General features: G+C 54.4%; 16 protein-coding genes. 15 read left to right on the forward strand and 1 reads right to left on the reverse strand.

The window, feature by feature from the left end:
- Positions 1-7: 7 nt before the first annotated feature.
- The 6 genes from OQ371_RS23365 to OQ371_RS23390 all read left to right on the forward strand — a co-directional run bounded on the left by OQ371_RS23365 (position 8) and on the right by OQ371_RS23390 (position 6348).
- The gene (locus OQ371_RS23365) at positions 8-880 is read left to right on the forward strand and encodes a carbon-nitrogen hydrolase (protein ID WP_265990757.1); all 873 of its coding nucleotides are present in this window, start codon (positions 8-10) and stop codon (positions 878-880) included.
- Positions 881-888: 8 nt separating this feature from the next.
- The gene (locus OQ371_RS23370; RefSeq protein WP_265990758.1) at positions 889-2517 is read left to right on the forward strand and encodes a hypothetical protein; all 1629 of its coding nucleotides are present in this window, start codon (positions 889-891) and stop codon (positions 2515-2517) included.
- A gap of 202 nt (positions 2518-2719) precedes the next feature.
- Positions 2720-3451: a hypothetical protein gene (locus OQ371_RS23375; RefSeq protein ID WP_265990759.1), complete on the forward strand. Its 732-nt coding sequence runs from the start codon at positions 2720-2722 to the stop codon at positions 3449-3451.
- Between the two features lie 101 nt (positions 3452-3552).
- Positions 3553-4578 carry a hypothetical protein gene (locus OQ371_RS23380; protein WP_265990760.1) on the forward strand — a complete coding sequence of 342 codons (1026 nt, stop codon included), beginning with the start codon at positions 3553-3555 and terminating at the stop codon, positions 4576-4578.
- 110 nt (positions 4579-4688) lie between these two features.
- Positions 4689-5732 (forward strand): acetate and sugar kinases/Hsc70/actin family protein, encoded by a 1044-nt coding sequence (locus OQ371_RS23385; RefSeq protein ID WP_265990761.1) that lies wholly within the window; start codon positions 4689-4691, stop codon positions 5730-5732.
- A gap of 112 nt (positions 5733-5844) precedes the next feature.
- Entirely contained in the window at positions 5845-6348 is a 504-nt protein-coding gene (locus OQ371_RS23390; protein ID WP_265990762.1) for a hypothetical protein, read from the forward strand.
- 1 nt (position 6349) lies between these two features.
- On the opposite strand, the gene OQ371_RS23395 is transcribed toward OQ371_RS23390, so the two are convergent.
- Complete coding sequence (locus OQ371_RS23395; RefSeq protein ID WP_265990765.1) at positions 6350-9646, reverse strand: leucine-rich repeat domain-containing protein; 3297 nt, start codon at positions 9644-9646, stop codon at positions 6350-6352.
- Positions 9647-9697: 51 nt separating this feature from the next.
- Between OQ371_RS23395 and OQ371_RS23400 the strand changes: the two genes are divergently transcribed.
- From OQ371_RS23400 to OQ371_RS23440, 9 genes are all read left to right on the forward strand, one after another.
- Positions 9698-10780: an agmatine deiminase family protein gene (locus tag OQ371_RS23400; RefSeq protein WP_265990766.1), complete on the forward strand. Its 1083-nt coding sequence runs from the start codon at positions 9698-9700 to the stop codon at positions 10778-10780.
- Positions 10777-11115 carry an avidin-fold protein gene (locus tag OQ371_RS23405; RefSeq protein WP_265990768.1) on the forward strand — a complete coding sequence of 113 codons (339 nt, stop codon included), beginning with the start codon at positions 10777-10779 and terminating at the stop codon, positions 11113-11115. Before OQ371_RS23400 ends, OQ371_RS23405 begins: the two co-directional genes overlap by 4 nt.
- Before the next feature lie 6 nt (positions 11116-11121).
- The gene (locus tag OQ371_RS23410; protein WP_265990769.1) at positions 11122-11802 is read left to right on the forward strand and encodes a hypothetical protein; all 681 of its coding nucleotides are present in this window, start codon (positions 11122-11124) and stop codon (positions 11800-11802) included.
- A gap of 105 nt (positions 11803-11907) precedes the next feature.
- On the forward strand, positions 11908-14244 hold the full coding sequence (locus tag OQ371_RS23415) for a peptidylprolyl isomerase (RefSeq protein WP_310586595.1): 2337 nt from the start codon (positions 11908-11910) through the stop codon (positions 14242-14244).
- A gap of 100 nt (positions 14245-14344) precedes the next feature.
- Positions 14345-15706, forward strand: coding sequence for a peptidylprolyl isomerase (locus OQ371_RS23420; RefSeq protein WP_265990772.1), 1362 nt, complete (start codon positions 14345-14347; stop codon positions 15704-15706).
- A 97-nt stretch (positions 15707-15803) separates the two neighbouring features.
- A complete protein-coding gene (locus OQ371_RS23425) occupies positions 15804-16769 on the forward strand; it encodes an AAA family ATPase (protein WP_265990773.1) in 966 nt (321 codons plus the stop codon).
- Positions 16770-16911: 142 nt separating this feature from the next.
- The gene (locus OQ371_RS23430) at positions 16912-18573 is read left to right on the forward strand and encodes a S41 family peptidase (protein WP_265990774.1); all 1662 of its coding nucleotides are present in this window, start codon (positions 16912-16914) and stop codon (positions 18571-18573) included.
- A 102-nt stretch (positions 18574-18675) separates the two neighbouring features.
- Positions 18676-19446, forward strand: coding sequence for a hypothetical protein (locus OQ371_RS23435; RefSeq protein ID WP_265990775.1), 771 nt, complete (start codon positions 18676-18678; stop codon positions 19444-19446).
- A 25-nt stretch (positions 19447-19471) separates the two neighbouring features.
- Positions 19472-21928, forward strand: coding sequence for a TonB-dependent receptor (locus tag OQ371_RS23440; protein WP_265990776.1), 2457 nt, complete (start codon positions 19472-19474; stop codon positions 21926-21928).
- The last annotated feature ends 18 nt before the right edge of the window (positions 21929-21946 follow it).

Here is a 21946-nt window from a genome sequence, read left to right on the forward strand (position 1 = left end):
TAATCACATGTCAAAAAAAGTAAACATTGGCCTGGTGCAGATGTCCTGCACGGCCGACCTGGACGCTAATCTCGAAAAAGCCATCAACGGCATCCGGGAAGCAGCCGCCAAAGGAGCGCAGATCGTTTGTTTGCAGGAACTGTTTCGCTCCCTGTATTTTTGTGACGTTGAAGATCACCATAATTTCAGCCTGGCCGAAGCCATCCCCGGTCCCACCACCGACCGGCTGGCCGACGTGGCCCGCGAAACCAATACCGTCATCATTGCGTCGCTGTTCGAGAAACGAACGGCCGGTTTATACCACAACACCACGGCGGTGCTGGATGCCGATGGCACCTACCTGGGCAAATACCGGAAGATGCACATCCCCGACGATCCGGGCTATTACGAGAAGTTTTACTTCACGCCCGGCGATTTAGGCTACAAGGTTTTCGAAACCAAATACGCCAAAATTGGGGTCCTGATTTGCTGGGATCAGTGGTATCCCGAACCCGCCCGGATTACGTCCCTGATGGGTGCCGAAGTTCTTTTTTACCCCACGGCCATTGGCTGGGATACGGAAGAAACCGACCCGAAAGTGAACGAGGAACAATACGGAGCCTGGCAAACCATCCAGCGCAGCCACGCCATTGCCAACGGCATTCACGTGGTTTCGGTCAACCGCGTGGGCACGGAAAACGGACAGCAATTCTGGGGCGGATCGTTCGTGGCCAATCCGCACGGATCACTGCTGTACCTGGCCCCCCACGACCAGGAGGTGGTTCACGTTCAGGAGGTTGATCTGGCCCTGACGGACCGGTACCGGACCACCTGGCCTTATTTCCGGGATCGGCGGATCGATTCGTACCAGCCGATCACCAAACGGTATATTGACGAATGACGAGCCGCATGAAGTTTTTGTTGATTTCATTTGTGGCTGTAACGATGGGCACCGGGTTGTGGTATTTCAAGTACGTGCGCGGCCCGGAACCCATCGTTGTCGTTCATCAGGGCGCCCTCCCTCCTTCTACCGCCCTGACCCCGACGCCCCGACACCCCTTCACGCCCACCACCCGTAAAGGCTTTTGGAATCCGGATGTGGTGGATGATTTCACCCTTCCCGCGACCAAAACCGTTACATTTCATGCCGCCGGCCGGAACCTGCACGTCGATCAGGATTGGTCGAAACTGTTTCGCCGGGGATTTTCGTCCATCGACAAAAGCCGCATGGTACCGGAGGAGTTTCGCAGCCCCTGGAACCCCAAACCGCCCGGCTGGACGAGCCGCCTGAAGCCGTCGCAGCGGGCACTAACCATTGGGCAGGGCTACATGGCCGATCCGCCGTTTAACATTAGCTGGTCGCGGGCGGGCGACAACGCCCCCGGAACCTGGTACATTCGCCCGTGGGGTGACAAGGATTTTAAGAATAGCGTCTCGGTGGCGATGCAGGAACTCAGTGGCGAGTGCGAAAACTTTGGGGACTGCCCGCCCGACAAGCACCTGAACACTTACGGCAAGATTTTCTTCGATATTGAAAACGAAGGACTCAACAACCCCCTAAACCGTCAGGAGCAGGCCAATCTGTACGTCTTTATGATGAAGACGCTCCGGCAGTGGATTAGCCCGTACACCGAGGTAGGGTCCATTGCGCCGGTTCCGCACAACAGTTTCGGTTATTCCCGCGCCCGGGATTACAACGCGTCGCCCGACTGGCTTTGGGACATGCCCGCCCAGCAAACCGACATTTCCCGCCAGCGCGGTATGCCCGACGACATCGTTGGCAAAACTTTCGCGGATTACGCCGATTTCCAGATGCCCGGCACGTATTACCTGTATCCGGAATTTGATTACTCCATTCCGCATACCGACGACGGGGCACGCCACTGGCTGGCAGCTTTGCTGGGCGAACAGGAAGTAAACATGAAGTTGTCGCCTAAAAAACGGATTGCGTGGCACTGGCTGTTCAATACCCAAAGCAGTGATTTTCCGAATAGCGAGAAAGCCAAAAATGCCGCCCCGCCCGCCATTGCCGAAGGAATGGCGGTTTTTTACTGGTTTACGGGGGCCTACGGCGTACTTTTCTGGGATGACGCCAACGATTTGAAACCCGACCAGCCCACGCCCACCGATGTCAACCAGCAGGGGCTGGGCAACGACCGGGTTTATGCCTGCTACGAACACTACCTCCACGGCCTCTGGCGTCTGTTCAAACACCACGGCGACCTGTTCAACGGGCGGGAAAAATACCTGAACGAACAAACCGAGTGTTCCGTCGATGGCGGCAAAACTTGGTACAAATTCAACGCCAATCAGCTCAAAACGGACGAAAAGCCGTTTGTGCGGGCCATCGTCAACGGCAACCAGATTCTGGTGGCGGCTACCCAGCCATACGGCAAAGCGGGTGAGCGCAAGTCGGTGATGCTGCGGTATGTTGAGGACGGTTACCAGTTTTACACAACCATCGACCTGGCCGGTGACGAAATTTTTCTGGGCCGGGCTACCATGCCCAAAGCCGTCGGAGCGCGCAAAAAAGTTTAAAAGAACACGGCTTTTACAGCTCGTTATCGCACAAAAAGCCGGAAAAACCGGCTTTTTGTGCGATAACGCAGTTCGGCCCGGTTTTTATCCTTACAGGCCATCAGGGAACCGTTTGGCTTAAAACAGTTATAGTATCATCGCGCAGCTTTCTAGTATTGTAGCGTCTTTCATCCGCGCGAGCGAACGTTTTAACGAAAACACGATGGCAGAACAAGAAACAAATTCCGGGCTGGAGGGCTTCGGAAAAAAACTTTTAAGTCTCTTTATCAAAGACGCTCCGGAAAATCAGCCGAGACCGATCCCCTCTGCGCCCCAAAACAATCCGGTTACCGCGCCGGTTTCGCAAAATGCGCCGGTTTCGGCACCCGTGACTCCGGTCATGCCGTCGCCAACGCCCCCAGCGGAAGGTTCGGTCGACACCAGGTTTGTCGATCACTTCGCGTCGGTGTTGTCGAAGGCCAACCAGCCGGGACCGGATTACTTTGAGTTTCGGGAAACCCTGAAAAACCTGTCGAATCTCAACCTGAGCGAAGACCAGCAGTACCAGGCGGCCTGGGCCAGCTTCCGGGCCATGGGCGGCTCGGCGGACGTTTCGGCGCTGATCAATTCGGCCAATCAGTACCTGACGGCGCTCAACAACGACCAGCAGGCTTTCTCCCGAACCGTCGATTCGGCGGTGAACGAAAAAGTCGGCGGCCTGTCGAACGAACAGAAACAGTTACAGGCAGAAAACGAGCAGATTGCCAAACAGATTCTGGAGCTTCAGCGCAAGATCGACGCCAACAACGGGCGGCTGGCGCAGATTGGGGGCGAAATTGACGAGCAAAGCCGCAAAATTGCCCAGAACAAAGGCAATTACGAGGCCACGCTGGCCGTGTTCGTCGGGCAGATCAAGCGGGATTTGCTAAAACTCGGAGAATATATTAAGCAATAGTCAACAGTTTATAGTTTTTCGTATACTTGGCGGTTTATAAAAAAATGGCCCTGGAAAAACGAAAGGCGAATTTTATAAAACCTTAAACTTCAACTTACAGCATGGCATCAACACCTGATTTTTCACAAGTGGGTGGCCGAACCGACGACGGCGACAAGCGCTCGTTTTGGAGCCGCCCGGAAGGCCTCACCGGCATGTTTTTTCTGGCCGCCATCGGTGCGCTGGGCTTGGTCTACTTCAATCGGATAGTCGAATTTCTGATTCGGGTGACCGAAAATACGCTGTACCTGGCGGGTTTGCTGGCCGTACTGGGCCTCCTGATCTTTCTGTTTACCAGCAAGGACGTTCGGACGGCGGTTTTCTTCCTGTACAAAACGCTGATGCGTAAGCTGACGGGCGTTGTCATCCAGCTCGACCCCATTGCGATCATGAAGATTTACGTGGACGACCTGAAGGATAAACGGCGGAAGATGCAGGGTCAGATTGACACGCTGGCCGGACAACTGGTGAAGCTGAACCGGAAGATTGCCGAAAACAACGAAAACATCAAGCAGAAATTCGCCGAAGCCAACAAAGCCAACAACATGGCCGACCGCCCCGGTATGCGCGAAGCCGCCCAGCTGGCCACCATCGAAGGCGCCGGTTTGCAGGAAATGAACGAAAAGCTGCAACCCCTCCAGCGGAACATGCGGACGGTGCTGGAGTTTATGGAAAAGGTGAACAAAAGCGCCGACTACATCATCAAGGAAACCGAAATCAAGGTCAAACTGAAGGAAGCCGAATACCAGATTGTCAAGGAAAGCTCCAACGCGCTGCGGACCGCCATCAGCATCTTCAAGGGAAATCCGGACAAGAAGTTTTACTTCGACGAGTCGATGGAGTACATTCAGGATGACATGAGCAAAAAACTGGGCGAAATGAAGCGGGCGATGGATATGTCGATGGACTTCATCAACTCGGTGGACATCCAGAACGGTATTCTGTCGGACAAAGGGCAGGCGCTGCTGGAAGCCTACAACCACGGTGAATTTAAAATCATCCAGACTACCGATACGACTCCGCCCCCGGTGCCCGGCCGTTCCATCAATCCGCCCAAAGACGAAGGCTACCGGAGCCTGCTGGAATAAGTGAGGAATTGTGATTGAGGACTTCATAACCGGATCTGGTTACCTGTTCACGCAATCACAATTCACTTAATAATAAAAATCGCTCATTCACTACTTCACTTAATAAAAATATGCAACGTTTAACCGTAGCCGGAAGGCTCCTGATTACGGCCCTGATTTTAGCCGCGATTTACTTTGGTTTCAAATACATCGGCGGAGTGGACTTACTGAAAAAGCTTTCGCCTAAAAGCAACACGGAGCAGGCTTCCGACTCGCCTTCCATGCCGTCGGCGTCTTCGGAATCGGAAGACCAGGCTTCGTCGGAATCAACGGCAAGTACGGACACGGAGGCCACCGACGAAGCGGGTTCCCGACCGACGTTTAGCTACACCCCGCCCGCCCCGGAAAATGGCAAGCTGAAAGGCGTGGTGGAACTGGGAGCCAGCGGTTTCAACTCGTTTATCATCACAGTTGACCCCAAGAAAAACTGGAAGCTGGAGAAATCCGAATTCGGCAACAGCCTGGTGCTCGAGAACATGGCGACCGATCAGGACATCCGCGAGGGCCTGAAAAAGTACATTGCCCAGATGCTGAACTTTGGCGTCGCCGGGCGGGACATCCACTTTGTGGTTAGTTCGGGGGCTGTGAAAGCCGAGAACACGCAAAAAATCATCCGGGCGCTGAAATCGCTGAATTACGTAGTCAATACCGTTACGCCCGAGCAGGAAGGAAAGCTGGCGCTGCGGTCGGTGCTGCCGAAGGATTTTGAAAGCAACGCATTCGTGGTGGACATTGGCTCGGGGAACACTAAAATTTCGTGGAAAAACGGCGGCCAAACCTCCGCTCTGGAGAGCTACGGAGCCAAGTATTTCCAGAACGGCGACGACGATGCGAAGGTGTACAGCGAAGTAAAAGCCAAAGCGGCTGAGGTCCCGGCTTCGAACCGCAAAACCTGCTTCATCATCGGCGGGGTTCCGTTCGAACTGGCGAAAGAGGTGCGCAACGGCAAAGAACGCTACACGGTTCTGAACACCCCCTCGGCTTACAAATCGACCGAAGCCAAAACCAAAGCCGGGGTCAACATTTACAAAGCCATCGCCGATGGAACAAACTGCAATCAGTTTGTTTTCGACTGGGATGCTAACTTTACCATTGGTTACTTGCTGACGTTGTAATAGAATGGGTTATTTCGCGGAGGTAAGTGGAGTTTTCCGGAGGTAAGCGGAGCCTCTGCTAAGCTCTGAACCCCTCTGCTTACCTCCGCGAAATAACCCCTTGACCTTCTCAATGACTCTACAGGACTTCTTCCAATCGGTTTCTTCCAACCCCGCCCTGCTGACGGTATTGCTGTTGTCCGTTCCGGCGCTGGCCTTTCTTGTCAACCTGTGGTCGGGCGGGCAGGCGGAAGAAATCTGGCGGTGGCGGTTTGTGTATGCAACGCTGGTGTACCTGGCCTGCATCCCCGGCATATTCGCCGTTACGCTCAACATTTATCTGTTTCTCTTCGAGCGGCAAAGCATCTGGCAAATGAACCTGGTCACGCAGGTTCTGCCGGTTATCACGATGATAGCCACCCTGATGCTGATCAAACGCAAGCTTCCCTTCGCCTACATTCCCGGTTTTGGTAAGCTGTCGGGCTTCATGACGCTCATTGCGGCCGTGATCGGTATTCTCTGGTTCATCGACCGCACCCGGATCTACGCTGTCACTTACATTCCGTTTGCTTACATTGCCGTTGGCTTTGTTGGGGTATTGCTGCTCATCCGGTTTGCCTGGAGCAAATTATTCTGACTTATTCCAGTTTGGGCAACCGTCCTTTTGTGAGTTGCGTCAGTTGCTGCAACGCCGTCTGCTGCTCCGGCGGCAATCCCGAGTGGGTCAGCCAGTTTTCGTACAACTCGAAACTCCAGCCATAGATGGGGGCCGCGTGACTGGACACAAAGTTGCTCATCTCCGTCAGAATTTCCACATTGGGCTTTTCGCGCTTCAACACCTGGATACTGCTTTCCAAATATTTTTCCAGTGTGGCAAACCCTTGCCCGAGTTCGCGCTTTTCGATGCGTTGCAGCTCAATCCGGGCCTGGTCGGGCTGCCCAACCATCAGGTTTAATTCAACCACCGTCAGTTTTACGGCGACGTGGGCATGGGAAGCCTTTCCGTATTCCTCAATCGCTTTCCGGTAGCTGGTCTTCGCTTCGGCCACTTTATTTTTCAGCATCAGATACCGTCCCTGTTCCGTCAGCAGGCTGCCACCCAGTTGCGGATCGCCTTTGACGGCCGTAAATCGCTGTACCGCCACAGTTATATCGACTAGTGCAGCATCAATCTGACCTAATTTGGCTTTTGCGTTGGCCCGCCCCCGCAGCGCCAGTTGGAAGGGCTGATCAAATTGTAATTTCTGAAGCGGGTCCTGCGACGGCACGCCCCCGGTTAGTTTATTGTTTAGCTGAATGCTTCGGTTATAATCGGCCACGGCTTCCGGGAAGTTTTGCCGAAAAGCGTGCATATCGGCCCGTTGGGCAAAGAGCACAATCTGCATGGTGTCCGGGGCATACTCAATGGCCTTGTCAAAATTAGCAAACGCTTCGGTCCAGTTCCGCTGCCCGGCCATCCGAAATGCATTCTGAACATACGTGGATGCCACACCCTGGTTAGGCTTGGCAATTTTTTCCATAGGAATCAAACCCGCTTCTGCCATCGCCAGCCGCAGGTGTTCTTTGAAGTGAAAGTTAGTATTCAGCGGTTTAGGCAGTAGGTTATCATTCAGTTCAATTCGGCGTAAATTCGGACTTTCCAACAAGTCGACTGGAAGTTCGGTCAGGCGGTTTTGCCCAAGATTTAGATTATGGACCGGAAAACTCTTCCAGTCAATTGCCGGCAATCGTTCCAGATTGCAATGGAATAGCGTTAAATGGAATAACTTTTTGAGCTGACGCACTTTGGCAAACGTATCGTCGCCGTCGAGACCGGTCTGATTGGCCAGGAATAGGTTTTTGAGGTTCTGGCAATAGACGATGCTATCGGGCAATTGCTGTAGACCGGCATACTCGGTTTCGGATGCATTTTCAAAATCCCCGATCTGCAGCGTGTGCAACTGAGTCAACCGTCCGATGGATTCCGGTAAAGCCAGCAGCCTGGTCCGGCCCAGATACAGGGATTGCAGTTTGGTCAGATTCCCCAGCGACGCGGGCAGAATTGTCAGTTCATTGCCGAAAAGTTCGAGGTTTTGTAATTTAGTAAGTTGCCCCAGTCCGGAAGGCAGGACCTTCAACTTTGTATTTCCGGCGTGAAGAAAGGTAAGCTCCCGGCATTGCCCGATGCTTTCCGGCAAAAGCTCCAGCGGATTCTGGCCGACCAGAAGCGTCTGGAGTTTTGTCAGCTTGCCCAACTCCCGGGGTAAAACCGCTATTCGATTTGAATTTAAGGCCAGGTAAGTCAGTTTGGAAAGCTGACCCAACGCAGCGGGGATGGACGACAGCTTGTTGTTATTCAGGTTCAGTTCCCGCAAACCCGTCATCCGGAACAAAACGCCGGGCACCTCTTCCAACTGGTTCGACGACAAGTCAACCCATTGCAACGAATCCAGCCCGCTCATGGACTCCGGCAGTTGGGTCAATTTATTGGAGCTCAAGGCCAGTTGTTGCAATTTTCGCAGCTGGCCTATCTCGGCGGGAAGTCGCTGCAACTGATTTTCGGCCACATCCAGCCGCCGGAGTTTCTCCAACTTGCCAAGCCGGGCAGGTAAGGCCGTTAACGGATTCAGCTGGAGTGACAAGTTGGTCAAATTCGTCAGATCGCCAATGGTTTCCGGCAATTGCACGAGTTTGTTATTCGACAGATCGAGTTCAACCAAAGCCGTTAGCCGACCGATCGAGGGAGGCAGATACCGCAACTGGTTGCTGTAAATGGTCAGCAGGGTAATTCCGCCCAACTTGTCAAAATCGAAACCGAGTGTATCCAGTTGATTTCCAGCCAACATCAGAGATTTCAACTGGGTTAACTCCCCCAACGATCCGGGTACTTTTCGCAGCTGACACCCGGTTGCCTGTAAGACGTTCAACTGCTTTAATGACCCCAATTGGACGGGCAATTCACCCAGCGGATTGTTATTTAAGATTAACTCTTTGAGACTCTTCCATTCGGTCATCGCGGAAGGCAGTTCCCGGAGCTGGCACTCCGCCAGGTTAAGTTTTTCAAGCGCACTCAGTCCGTTCAGCGTTTCCTTTCCGAAAGTTAGCTGTCGGTTCATCTGGAGATCAACCTCTTTTAGCTTCTTCAACTGCCCTAAATCCGGCACGGTTTGCAGGTTGGTTCCGGCCAGTTTCAGAATTTCCAGTTCGGTTAGCTTGCCCAGAAACGTCCAGTTCTGATCCGGGTTCAGTGGCAGATAATTTAATGTCAATTCCCTAAGCTTCGTTAAGTCGCCCAGTGAGGCTGGCAGCGAAACCGAACTTCTGCCCGTGTGAATGGTCAGGGAAGTTAGCTGCCTTACGTTGCCGAGTTCCGACGGAATAGCGCCCAGGTCACCGTAGCCCGAAAAAATCAACTTGCGGAGCTTGGGCATCCCGGCCAGCGCGGCAAAGGTTTGTTGCCGATCAATTTCCCACAGCGTTACCTCCAGCCGCTCCACTTCGGCGAGTTGCTGCAACGAAGCGGGTAGCGAAATGGCGGGAACGCGGCCCACTTTCCCCGAATTGACCTGGGCAATCGACAGGCGCTGCAACCGCTTCAGCTGACTCACCGCCCGCCATAAAGCCTCGGTAGACGTGAGGGAATCGACCTCCAAACTCAACACCCGCACGTCTTTCAACTCCGCCAGCCGTTCCACATTTCCTGCTTTCAATACGTCGAGGTTGACTTGCAACGACTGAATGGGCTGCCTGTCCGCTTTACCGACCAGTTCCGCCAGATTTTTGTAGCTCGTTGGTGATGGGTATTTCTGGTAGAAATCCTCCTCCGGCGCCGTTTTGGGTTTATAAACCGGATTCCAGGTTACCAGGACGTCCAGTTCGGAATCACTCAACAGACGGTCCTGGGCCGAAACCCGTACAACCAGACAATAGAAGGCCAACCCTAAAAAGATTCGCATCCCGCAAGCCGACATATTTTTGTAGTTTTGTGGCGTGATCGAAAAAATTGCATGAATATACAATCTCAACCTCATCCGACAAACACCCAGTTCATTCCCGCCCAGAACGGCTTTTTCTTCCCGGCCGAGTGGCATCCCCACGTAGCCACCTGGCTAAGCTGGCCGCATACCGAAGCCTCGTGGTCCAGCGAACGGCAGGAAAAAATGTTTCCGGCCTACATCGACTTCATCCGGACCATCAGCGAAAGCGAGCAGGTCTGCATTAACGCCCACAACGAAATCGTTATCCAGACGGCCAAAATGCGCCTGCTGATGGCTGGGGTGAACCTGGACAAGGTGACCCTGCTCCCCCACGCGACCAACGATTCGTGGTGCCGCGACCACGGCCCGGCGTTCCTGATCAATCCGGCCTCGAAAGAACGCATGATCGTCAATTGGGAATACAACGCCTGGGGTGGCAAGTATCCACCGTATGACCGGGACGGCCTGATCCCGGTCGAAATTGCGCACTACCGGAAACTCCCATACGTCAACCCCGGCATCGTCATGGAAGGGGGCGCGGTAGAATTCAACGGCAAGGGAACCGTGCTCACCAGCCGGGCCTGTCTGCTGAACCAGAACCGCAACTCGCACCTGACGCAGGCCCAGATCGAGCAGTTTCTCTGCGACTACTACGGCGTTCAGCAGGTGCTGTGGGTGGAAGAAGGCATTGTGGGCGACGACACCGACGGACACATCGACGATACCGTACGGTTTGTCAATGAAGATACCGTGGTGGTGGCTACCGAACCGAACCCCAACGACGACAACTACCCTTTTTTGCAGGAAATCCGCCGGGAACTGAATGAGATGCGGCTGGTCAGTGGCAAGCAGCTCAACATCGTCGAACTACCCATGCCCGACCCCGTGATCAGCGACGGCCAGCGACTACCGGCTTCCTACGCCAATTTTTACATCAGCAACGGCGCGGTTATTGTTCCGACGTTCCGGTGCGCCAAAGACCAGACGGCCATCGACATTCTCGAAAGCTGTTTTCCGGACCGGAAAGTGGTGGGCATCGACGCGACGGATATCGTCTGGGGACTGGGAACATTTCACTGCCTGAGTCAACAAGAACCCGCCATCGAAGCATGAACTACGACAAGAAAATTTTCCGCTCGGTGGCCAATACCGACAACGGCGAAGTAAGCGCAGCCACTACCTTCTGGTACCAGCAGGAGGGCGAAGTGGTCTGGGCCGAATACCGGGGAGGCTCGGTAGTCAAAGGGTTTCTGATTGCCAAAATGCTGCCTGAGGGGGTGCTGGACATGACCTACCAGCACCTGAACACCGACGGACAGTTCCGAACCGGCCTTTGTCATTCAACGCCCGAAGTGCTGGCCGACGGTCGGATTCGTCTGCACGAACGCTGGCGCTGGACCAACGGCGACGGCTCGGAAGGCGCATCCGTTATTGAAGAAGTTGTCTGATTGCGTATGAAACCGTATCTTTTGCTGTTGGTTCTGGCCATTTCGGCCTGCTCAAGCCAGAAACCGCTCACGGCGGTTATGAAACCAGGCAGCCTGAAGGCCATCAATCTGGAAGAAACCATCACCCGCCGGGATGAGCTGATGATGACCTGGTCGCTGACGGCGTTTGATAGCGGCAACAACCTGGTGGGTGTGGCCTCCAGTGCCTGGGGTGTCGAAACGGTGAAGAAGGGGGCGGTTCGGTCGTTCGACCAGCAGACCCCGGTGCAGGTGACCATTCCCAAGGGCGGCAAGGTTGTCGCTTCGCTGGTTCTGATTGAAGTGGATGATTACAGCCAGACGCAGCAGTTGATCAAGCGCATCCGCGACGTGAACGGCTGGATTCAGGTGCCGGTTGGATTCTTCGAACTGGGCGTCGAACTGCTCACGCCGTTGAAGTACATCACCACCGCCCTGACAGCGGCCGGACTGGGAATTCAGTTCACCGATCGGCTGGACAAAGACGACGTGCTGGGCCAGAGCAGTGTGGAATTGCGCGACACTCCCGAAACCCGAAAAAAAGGAGAATCGGTGATGCACATCCCGGCCCGGTTTACGGGGCGCCACCTTCGCGATTCGTTTGAATACGAAGTTCAATACGATATTCAGCTCAAACGAATGAAAATAAAGCCGGTATCCGGTCGTTAAAAACGTAACGTTTTCCGGTAAATATCTGTTTCTGAATAGAATCTTATCCAACTTTTCATGCGTCTGGATCGCCGTAAAAACCATTCACCGCAATTCATACCTGTTTTGACTTCAACGCATTTCATTAAAAAAGCATCGGGTATTTTGGTCGTCAGCGGGCTGCTGGCAGGCTGTAAACCTTCGGCTCCGGTTGTCACCAAAGCCCCCGAACCGGTTATTCTTAAACTGGGAAACAAGTCGTTTACCACGGACGATTTTTTTCAGTCCTTTACCAAAAATCAGATCAACGGCGATTCAACCCGGCGGACGGATCTGCGGGAATACATCGATTTGTTCACGAACCTGAAACTCAAAGTACTGGCTGCCGAACAGGAAGGCCGTGACACGACGGAAGGATTTCGGGAGGAAATTGCCAGTTACCGCAAACAACTGGCTCAGTCGTATCTCAACGACAAAGAGATCATTGAACACCTGACGGCCGAAGCCTACGAACGGCTGAAGGAAGAAATTAACGTTTCCCATATCCTGTTCGCGGTGGCCGAAGATGCGGCTCCGGCCGACACGCTGGCCGCTTACCAGGCGGCACTCGACGCGCGCAAACAACTGCTCGGCGGAACCGACTTTTCAACGGCCGCCCGGCAATACTCCAAAGACCCGACAGCGGCCACGAACGGCGGCAATCTGGGGTATCTGACGGCTTTTCAGGTGGTGTATCCCATCGAAACCGCAGCGTACACCACCCCGGTCGGCAACATCTCCACGCCGGTCCGCTCCCGCTCGGGCTACCACCTGGTTAAAGTGATCGACAAACGACCCAGCCGGGGCAAAGTCCAGGTAGCCCACATTTTGGTGCGGGTGAGCCCCAGCGCGGCCGCTTCGGGGAGTGGCGACGAAGGGCAAAAAGCCGCCAAAGCCCGGATCGACGAAGTGTATGACCGACTGGAAAAAGGGGAATCGTTTGATCTGCTGGCCAAAGAATTCTCCGACGATCGTGAATCGCGCAACGCCGGGGGCGTTTTGCCGGTCTTTGGAGTGGGACAGATGGTTCAGCCGTTTGAGGAAGCCGCCTACAGCCTGACCCGTCCCGGCAGTTATTCGAAGCCGTTCCAGAGCAATTATGGCTGGCACATTGTCCGGCTGATCGAACGCCAGCCACTGGAACCGTTTGAATCCCTGGCGTCCACCTTGCGGCAGAAAGTAGTGACTGACACGCGGGGCGAAATCGTCCGGAAAACCCTGGTGGAACGGCTGCGCAAAACTTATACGGTAACCGAATCGCCGGAGGTGCTGGCTAAAACGCTGGCGCTGGCCGACAGCAGTTTGCTGGCGGGTAAATGGAAAGTATCGGCGACCCTTGATCCGGTAATTGATAAAAAACCGATCGTGCTCGTCAATAAACAGCCCTACACGGCCAACGAATTTCTGGAAACCGTCGTCCGGCGGCAGCAACCGCGTCGGGGCCCGACCTCGTCGGCAGCGGTCCAGATGGAACGGCTGTTCCGGCGGTTTGTCGACGACAAGCTGATTGAGCAGGAAGAAGCCGGTCTGGAGAAGAAATACCCGGAATTCCGGGCGCTCATGAACGACATCCGGGATGGTGTGTTGCTTTCGCAGGTCATGGAAACCAACGTCTGGGAAAAATCGCTGACGGACTCACTCGGCCAACGGGCTCACTACGAAGCCAGCAAGGAAAAATTCCGCTACGATCAGCGGGCGGTAGCCTCGGTACTGGTAACGCCCAACGACGAGATGCTGAAGCAGGCGTCGGAAATGCTGGCCAAAAGCCCGTACCAGCTCCGGCGGTCGGTGGCCGAATTGAATTACGGCGTCAACCAAAGCGCCCTGACGACCCAGCAGCGGGAATCGCTGTTTGATCTGCTGGTGCTGATGATTAAAAACCCGGAATACCTCGTTGAGGTATCGGGTTCGGCGGATGGCACGGAGCGGGACACGGTTTCGGCCAGCCGGGTTCGGACAGTCGTTAATTTCCTGACGACGAACCGCATCCCGATTGTCCGGATTATGGAAAAGGATTATGGCAAGTTCCGGCCCGGAGCCCTGGGTGGCAAAGGCAAAAATGATAAGGCCCGGCGGGTGACTTTTCAACTGTTCTCAACATCTAAACAGGACGTTGAAAAGGTATTGAACTCGAAAGAACCGGGGGCCGTTAAGCTAACGGAAGGCATTTTTGCCAAAGGCACGAATCCGTACCTGGATGCCGTAGAATGGAAGCCGGGTAGCACCACGCTCCGGCGCGACGGGAAGGTGGTGAAGGTCACCATTGACCGGATTGACCCACCCCGGATTAAAACCTTCGAGGAAGCCCGTGGGGCGGTGATTAACGAATACCAGGCCATCCTGGAAAAGCAGTGGCTCGACCGGCTGAGACAACAATATCCGGTGCAGCTGAACGAGGAGGAAGTGCGTAAGCTTGCCAAATAAGCCGCTGATTAACATCATTTAACAGTTTCGCGCGTTGGGCATGTCAATAAATCCTGCCGAAATACGTAATATTGAATAATAAACCTGAATAAAGTTTTTAATGAAATCAACCATTCTCTCCTCCTTTGCGCTGACGGTGTTGCTGGCTCTGGTAACGTCGACCGGTTTCTCGCAGGGAAAAGGGGTCAGTTTGAACAAGATCATTGCGAAAATTGACAACTACTACGTGCTGAAATCGGATCTGGAGCAAACCCGCCAGTCATACGCGCAGCAAAACCAGAAGGCCCCGGCCGACTGCCAGATTCTGGAAAGTCTGGTGGTTCAGAAGGTGCTGCTGGCAAAAGCCGAAATTGACTCCGTAGCCGTCGAAGACAAGATCATCGACAACCAGATGGACAGCCGGATGTCGTACATGATTCAACAGTTCGGTTCGGAGAAAAACCTGGTGGAAGCCTACGGAAAAAGCATCGAAGCCCTCAAAAGCGAATTGCGCTCGGAAGTGAAAGAGCAGATGCTCGGTCAGCGGATGCAGTCCAAAATTACCGATGAAGTAAAGGTAAGCCCGAACGAAGTCCGGAAGTTTTTCAACGGTATCCCGAAAGACAGCCTGCCCTATATCCCGGCGGAAGTTGAAATCGGGCACATTGTCCGCTTGGCGAAAGTCACCAAAGAACAGCGTGAAGACCTGCGCAAACGCCTGCTGGCGCTGAAAGAACGCGTTGAAAAAGGCGAAGACTTTGCCAAGCTGGCCACGGAGTTTTCGGAAGACGTAGGCTCGGCCCAGAAAGGCGGTGACCTCGGGTTTGCCAAACGGGGCCAGATGGTTTCCGAATTTGAAGGAGCCGCCCTGAAGCTGAAACCCAACGAAATGTCGGACATTATCGAGTCGGAATTTGGTCTTCACCTGATCCAGCTTATTGAGGTGCGCGGGGCAGAATACCACGCCCGGCACATCCTGCTGCGGCCCGATTACAACCGGCTCGACCTGACCGAACCCCGGCGGTTTCTGGATAGCCTGCGCACGCTGATTCAGGCCGATACCGTCAAATTCGAAAAAGCCGCCAAGGACTTCTCGGAAGACAAAGCCACGGCCGACGCGGGCGGTATCATCCGCGATCCGCAGTCCAACAGCGCGCTTCAGCCGCTGGATCAAAACATGGACTATACGTTGTACATGACGCTCGACACCATGAAAGTTGGCACCATCAGCCAGCCGATGGACTACCGTCTGGAAGATGGTAAAACGGCGGTGCGGCTGCTGTACTTCAAGCGGAAAGTTCCTCCGCACACGGCCAGTCTAAAAGATGATTACGAAAAAATCGCCAACATCGTCATGGCCAACAAGAAGAATAAAGCCATCGACGAATGGTTCAAGAAAGCCGTCAGCGATGTCTACATCAACGTTGACCCCGAATACCAGAGCTGTCGAATTTTTGGTTCGGATCGAACCGAAGGACCGTAAAAGAAGTAAAAGTTGAAAATTAAAAGCTATGAGTTGGATGAAGCGCGCTAACTCTTACCTTTTAACTCGTAACTCATAACTCTTAACTCCTCTGCTTGTGGTACAGTATAATTCTGACGTTGCGGCTGCTGAAGCGCTGAATGAAGCGTATAAAAAATTAACCGGAGAAATTTCGAAAGTGGTCATTGGACAGGAGGAAACCGTCCGGCTTCTGCTGACGGCCATCTTCTGTCAGGGGCATTGTTTGCTCGTAGGGGTGCCGGGTCTGGCCAAAACCCTGCTGATTCAAACCATCGCCGGGGCGCTCGATCTGAGCTTCAACCGGATTCAGTTTACGCCGGACCTGATGCCGTCCGACATTCTGGGTTCCGAAACGCTCGATCAGGACCGCCGTTTCAAGTTTATTCAGGGGCCGGTTTTTGCCAATATCATTCTGGCCGATGAGATCAACCGGACCCCGCCTAAAACGCAGTCGGCGCTGCTGGAAGCCATGCAGGAATACGCCGTGACCATTGCCGGGCAAAAGTATCCGCTCAGCCGCCCGTTCTTTGTTCTGGCAACTCAGAACCCCATCGAACAGGAAGGAACCTATCCCCTGCCCGAAGCGCAGCTGGACCGGTTTATGTTCAATGTTTTTCTGGATTATCCCTCGTACCAGTCGGAGCTGGATATTGTTAAATCCACGACATCCGACGAACGGTATCAGGTCAAGAAAGTGATTTCCGGCGACGAAATTATGGCCTTCCAGCACCTTGTTCGCCGGGTGCCGGTAGTTGATAATGTGGTCGAGTACGCCGTGAAACTGGTGCACAAAACCCGCCCGAATACCGAACTGGCGTCTCCGGATGCCAATACGTATTTGGAATGGGGAGCGGGTCCGCGGGCGTCGCAGTCGCTGATTCTGGCAGCTAAATGCAATGCCCTGCTAAACGGCAAATATTCGCCCGATATTGAAGACGTGCGGGCGGTGACCTACCCCATTCTTCGTCACCGGGTTGTCCGGAACTTCAAGGCCGAAGCCGAGGGCATTTCCATCGATCAGCTGATCAAACGACTTCTGTAAAACGGGAGCACACCGTGCGCTCTTCTGGTTTACATCCCATTTTTTCATTCTTGCCGGTAGCCGCTGACGGGTCTTTACAAACCACAGCGGCTATCGTTTTTCTAGTCTCTCCTATTTTTTTTGTAAAGCCTGCCTAGGTTCCATGAGAGTCATTTCCGTCTGGTTCTGCTTTGTCCTCGTTTCATTCACCGCCCACGCCCAATCGCCCGGCTCCCTCGAACAAACGGACGCTTATATCAAAATCTGGGGATTGCTCAAGTATTATCACCCCACCGTCTGCGCAGGTTCGCTCAACTGGGATTCGGTTTTCGTCGCCCAGCTTCCACAGGTCACCACCGCGACCTCCCCGGATCAGTTCAACCAGCAAATGACCGACTGGATTCGTTCGCTGGGCGATCTAAGCACCCGCCCGGCTCTCCCGACAGAATACGACCGGCAAATTAACTTTAATCAACCCCACGACTGGTTTGCATCCACGCCGATTCTGTCAACCGCAACCGTTGCGCTCCTGAAGGACGTGGTCCGTTACCGCCATACCGGCCCAAAACAGTACGTTAAAATTCAATCACCAGGGATTGCCGTCGTGCAAAACGAACAGCCTTACGCTGATATCGCCTATCCCACCGAAAGCTACCGTTTACTGGCTCTGGCCCGTTACTGGAACATCATTGCATACTTTTTTCCGTACCGGTACCTGACCGATCAACCCTGGAACGAGGTGCTGACAACCCTGATTCCGCCGATCCGGGACGCTAAAAACGCAACGGCGTACCTGCAAACCCTGCGCGTCCTGGCGGCCAAGGTGAACGACAGCCACTCCCGAATGATTGGCAACCCGCACCGGGTGAAGGTGCTTGAAGAGGCTAATTTCTATCTGCCCATCCAGGCGACGGTCATCGACCGAAAACTGGTTATTACCGGTTTCAGGCATCCGGCGACAGCTGAGTCGCTGGGGTTGCAGCCCGGTGATGCCATTCTGACAATTGATCAGGACTCCATTCCGTCCCGAATTGCCCGGTATGCTCCTTTGCTTGGCGCTTCCAACCAGGCCGTCGTTCACCGGGATGTTGCGGAGTATCTAATCTGGCAGGCCACTGACAGCGCAGTGGTTACTTTCCAGCGGGGCAATCAGCTTCTAAACCGGACCGTTCGGCTGGCCACTCTTGGGGAGTTCCGGGATGAAGGCAATCCGGTTTCCTCCAAACCCGCCTATTCTATTCTAGCAGAAAACGTTGGCTACATCAACATCGGCCAGCTGGAGGCTTCCCAGGTCAAGAAAATTTTCCGCAAACTGAAGAAAACCCAGGGACTGATCATCGACCTGCGCACCTATCCGAAATCGTTCTTGAGTTACCCCAAACTCTGCAACTGCCTGAGTACAGCTTCGACTCGCTTTGTCAAGTACCTCTATCCCAATCTGAGTTACCCGGGCACTTTCCGGGCTTCGGTAAACTACTGCGGACAGCAACGGGATCGTCCGCCCTACGCGGGTAAAATTGCAATTCTCGTTAATGAATACACCCAAAGCATGGGCGAATTTTTCGCGATGGCTTTCCGAACGCTGCCGCGATCAACCATAATCGGCAGCCAAACGGCGGGCGCAGACGGCGATATTACGACCATTCCGCTGCCCGGCGGCTACCGTGTCCTCATGACGGGCTCGGGTATTTATTACCCCGATATGCGGCCGACCCAGCGCATCGGCATTGTTGCGGACCGGGCTGTTGCCCCAACCATCGAAGGCATCCGGCAGGGTAGGGATGAAATCCTTGAGCGCGCCATGCACTACCTGAAAGAACCCTGACAATAAGCTGGTGCACAACCGGTAACTAATTCCTGCTTCGTTTTTGACGACCGGACGACTTTTTTATACTATACTTCGTTCGTGTGACCAAAATTCATTTTCATGAAACAGGCAGAACTAGCGGCATTTGCTAGCCGATATCCGCCCCTTGCGGCCGGTTTCATTGTTTTCTTCGAACTAAGCAATGCCGCAATCGGCCTGATCATGGGCAGTTCGCTGCTGGCCGAACAACCGGGCTGGCGGCTGGCGGCTCTGCTGGCGGGCCTGGTTGCCAGTCGGGCTTTATTCAGCCAGTACGTGGCCTGTCAGCGTCCCGATCTGCCTTCGAGGGCTCGGTTCCGGTTTCAAAAATCGAGTTTTTTCCTTCTTTTCGTCATCAACTTCCTGGTTTATGGTGTTGCCGGTGGCATCAGTGGCCGGGCCGTTATTCACCCTGAGCCGTCGGTTAGCTTGTCGAGTAAAGCGGTTTATTTTTCTGAAAGCAGTCGAAAAGACTCCCTAACAAAAACCAGTTCGGTGGCACCGCTCAGCCAAACGGACCCGACGCCCCGAGAAGCCCCCCACACCGGGACCAAAGTCGTTTACGTCCTCCTGTTTCTGGCGGGTGCTTTTTTAGCCCTCTTGTCCAGCGGGTTGGCCTGTCGTCTAGCCTGCTCAAATCACGGGTTTGCCGCGGTTATGGTTGGTTTGCTGGGAGCAGGAATCCTGGCGGGCGGAATTTATTTTCTAGGTCGGGCTTTCACCAAAAACATGAAACTTTACCGGGAAATGACCCGAACCGAGCGCCAGCGGGAGAAACGACGCCTGGGGCGCACCCTGCTGATAACCCTGGCCGGAACGGTTCTGTTTTTCTTCCTGGGTACCATTTTATAGAGCCGATTTTCGAGCAACAACACGTATGCAATACTTTTACGGTCTGATTTTTTACACCAGTTTCCTCTTCACTTCGTTTGCCCAGACGACTCCCACGCAAACCGTTCGCGGACGGATCATCGACAAAGAATCCAAATACCCGTTGGGCGATGTTACGGTTCAGGTGCTGCAAAACAACGCCACCGCTTCCGGCAGCGGCACGATCACCGACTCGCTGGGCCGTTACCGCATTCCGTCGGTTCTGGTAGGTCGGCGTACCGTCCGGATCAGCCGGATTGGCTACAAAGAAGCCGTATTGAATAACATCATCGTCGATGCGGGCCGCGAAACCATACTGGATGTTGAACTGGAAGAAACCATCACGGAACTAACGACCGTGACCGTCAAGGCGCAGCGGACCGGCGACGCCCGCAACGAAATGGCCGTGGTGTCGGCCCGGCAGTTTACCGTCGATGAAGCCGACCGCTACGCCGGAAGCCGGGGAGAACCCGCCCGGATGGCGTCCAACTTCGCCGGGGTGCAGGGCGCCGACGACTCCCGCAACGACATCGTCATCCGGGGCAATTCGCCCAGCGGGGTTCTCTGGCGGGTGGAAGGCATCACGATTACCAACCCCAACCACTTCGCCATTGCCGGAACAACGGGCGGCCCCGTCAGCATCATCAGCAACAAAATGCTGGCTAATTCCGACTTCTTTACGGGTGCGTTTCCGGCGGAATTCGGCAACGGTATTGCCGGAGTGTTCGACCTGCGGCTGCGCAACGGCAACAACGAAAAACACCAGCGGATGCTCCAATTCGGCTTTTTAGGCACCGAAGGCGCCCTGGAAGGACCGATTTCCCGCAAGGCCGAATCGTCGTATTTTGTTACCTACCGCTACGCCAACCTCTGGCTGTTCAACAAAGCCGGGATCGATATCGGGACGCAGGCTGTTCCGACCTACCAGGATGCGGCATTCCGGCTGAACTTTCCGCTGAAAAACAACGCCCGGATTGCCCTTTGGGGCTTCGGCGGCACCAGCACCATCGACCTACTGATCAGCAAGCAGGAAGTGTCGGACCGCAACATTTTTGGCCAGAACGACCGCGATCAGTACTACACCTCCCGCATGGCCGTTGTCGGTGTCACCTACGAAAAACCGCTCAGCCGCCAGACATTTTTGAAGACCACCCTGGCTGTTTCGGGCAACGCCCAGGACGCCAATCACGATTACCTGTTTTTCCAGTACGATGCGCAGGGCTTGCCGGTTGTCGAGAACAACCGCTACAAAATTCTCAGTAAAGCTTCCATTCTCGACTACCGTTTTGCCGAAACCAGAACTTCGCTGGCCGCTTCGGTCAACCACAAATTCAGTTCGCGCAGCACGCTGAAAGCGGGAGTGAATGCCGATGTGTTCTTTTTCAATTTCCTCGATAGTGCGCGGGTTGTTAGTACCTCTCCCTCCGCTCCGACCCTGCTCGGCCCCTGGCAATACCGCTGGGATTCGCGGCAAACGGCTTTGCTGCTGCAACCTTACGTACAATGGCGCGTCAATCTGTCCGAACGGCTGACACTGAGCGCGGGCCTGACGAGTCTGTATTTCTCCCTGAACAGAAACAGCGTCTCGCCCGTCGAACCCCGCGCCGGTCTGGCCTGGGACATGGGCAACCGCCAGAAACTGAGCGTTGCCGCCGGCCTGCACAGCCAGATTCAGCCGACGTACGTTTACTTCTACGGCGAAGACCTGCGCAACCCCGCCAGCAACCGTTTGCTGTTGAACCGGAGTGTGGGCCTGACCAAAAGCTGGCATTATGTTACCTCCTACGACCGGCTGCTGGGCCGTAACCTGCGGCTGAAAGTGGAAGCCTACTACCAGAAACTATTCAACGTGCCGGTGGAAGAGCAACGCAGTTCGTTTTCGATTCTGAATACCGGCTCCGGCTTTACCCGGGTTTTTCCGGGCAAAATGGTCAACACCGGAACCGGGCGGAATTACGGGGCCGAGCTGACGCTGGAGAAATTTTTCAGCGACGGTTATTATTTCCTGGTGACCGGTTCGCTGTTCGACGCCAAGTACCGGGGTTCCGACGGCGTGCTGCGCAATACGGATTTCAACGGAAAATACGCTTTCAACGCGGTTTTTGCCAAGGAATTTACGTTCCGAAAAACCAGCCTGAACCTGGGTGCGAAGTTTACGGCGGTCGGTGGGCGCTGGTATGGGCCGGTCGACGAAGCCCGGTCGCAGGCTACGCAGGAGATCATTTACCAAAGTGCCGGGCGCAATACCCTCCAGTTTCCCGACTACCGGCGGTTTGACCTGAAAGTCGATTACAAAATCAACCGCAACCGGCTGACCCACACCATCGCCGTGGACTTTGTCAACGTGCTGGGCATTCAGAACATCCTGACGCTGAGCTATGCGCCCCAGCCCGACGGTTCGTTCATCAAACGCGAATACCAGCTGGGCTTTCTGCCGGTGTTCTTTTACCGGGTTGATTTTTAACTTCTCATGAACGAAAAA

The sequence above is a fragment of the Larkinella insperata genome, assembly GCF_026248825.1.
GTDB classification, from domain to species: domain Bacteria; phylum Bacteroidota; class Bacteroidia; order Cytophagales; family Spirosomataceae; genus Larkinella; species Larkinella insperata.

Bases quoted from the DNA above. Each gene is read 5' to 3' on its own strand.
- OQ371_RS23410 (WP_265990769.1), top strand. From the start codon at position 11,122: ATGAAACCGTATCTTTTGCTGTTGGTTCTGGCCATTTCGGCCTGCTCA.
- OQ371_RS23395 (WP_265990765.1), bottom strand. From the start codon at position 9,646: ATGCGAATCTTTTTAGGGTTGGCCTTCTATTGTCTGGTTGTACGGGTT.
- OQ371_RS23420 (WP_265990772.1), top strand. From the start codon at position 14,345: ATGAAATCAACCATTCTCTCCTCCTTTGCGCTGACGGTGTTGCTGGCT.
- OQ371_RS23405 (WP_265990768.1), top strand. From the start codon at position 10,777: ATGAACTACGACAAGAAAATTTTCCGCTCGGTGGCCAATACCGACAAC.
- OQ371_RS23430 (WP_265990774.1), top strand. From the start codon at position 16,912: ATGAGAGTCATTTCCGTCTGGTTCTGCTTTGTCCTCGTTTCATTCACC.
- OQ371_RS23440 (WP_265990776.1), top strand. From the start codon at position 19,472: ATGCAATACTTTTACGGTCTGATTTTTTACACCAGTTTCCTCTTCACT.
- OQ371_RS23435 (WP_265990775.1), top strand. From the start codon at position 18,676: ATGAAACAGGCAGAACTAGCGGCATTTGCTAGCCGATATCCGCCCCTT.
- OQ371_RS23365 (WP_265990757.1), top strand. From the start codon at position 8: ATGTCAAAAAAAGTAAACATTGGCCTGGTGCAGATGTCCTGCACGGCC.
- OQ371_RS23380 (WP_265990760.1), top strand. From the start codon at position 3,553: ATGGCATCAACACCTGATTTTTCACAAGTGGGTGGCCGAACCGACGAC.
- OQ371_RS23385 (WP_265990761.1), top strand. From the start codon at position 4,689: ATGCAACGTTTAACCGTAGCCGGAAGGCTCCTGATTACGGCCCTGATT.
- OQ371_RS23375 (WP_265990759.1), top strand. From the start codon at position 2,720: ATGGCAGAACAAGAAACAAATTCCGGGCTGGAGGGCTTCGGAAAAAAA.
- OQ371_RS23400 (WP_265990766.1), top strand. From the start codon at position 9,698: ATGAATATACAATCTCAACCTCATCCGACAAACACCCAGTTCATTCCC.
- OQ371_RS23370 (WP_265990758.1), top strand. From the start codon at position 889: ATGAAGTTTTTGTTGATTTCATTTGTGGCTGTAACGATGGGCACCGGG.
- OQ371_RS23390 (WP_265990762.1), top strand. From the start codon at position 5,845: ATGACTCTACAGGACTTCTTCCAATCGGTTTCTTCCAACCCCGCCCTG.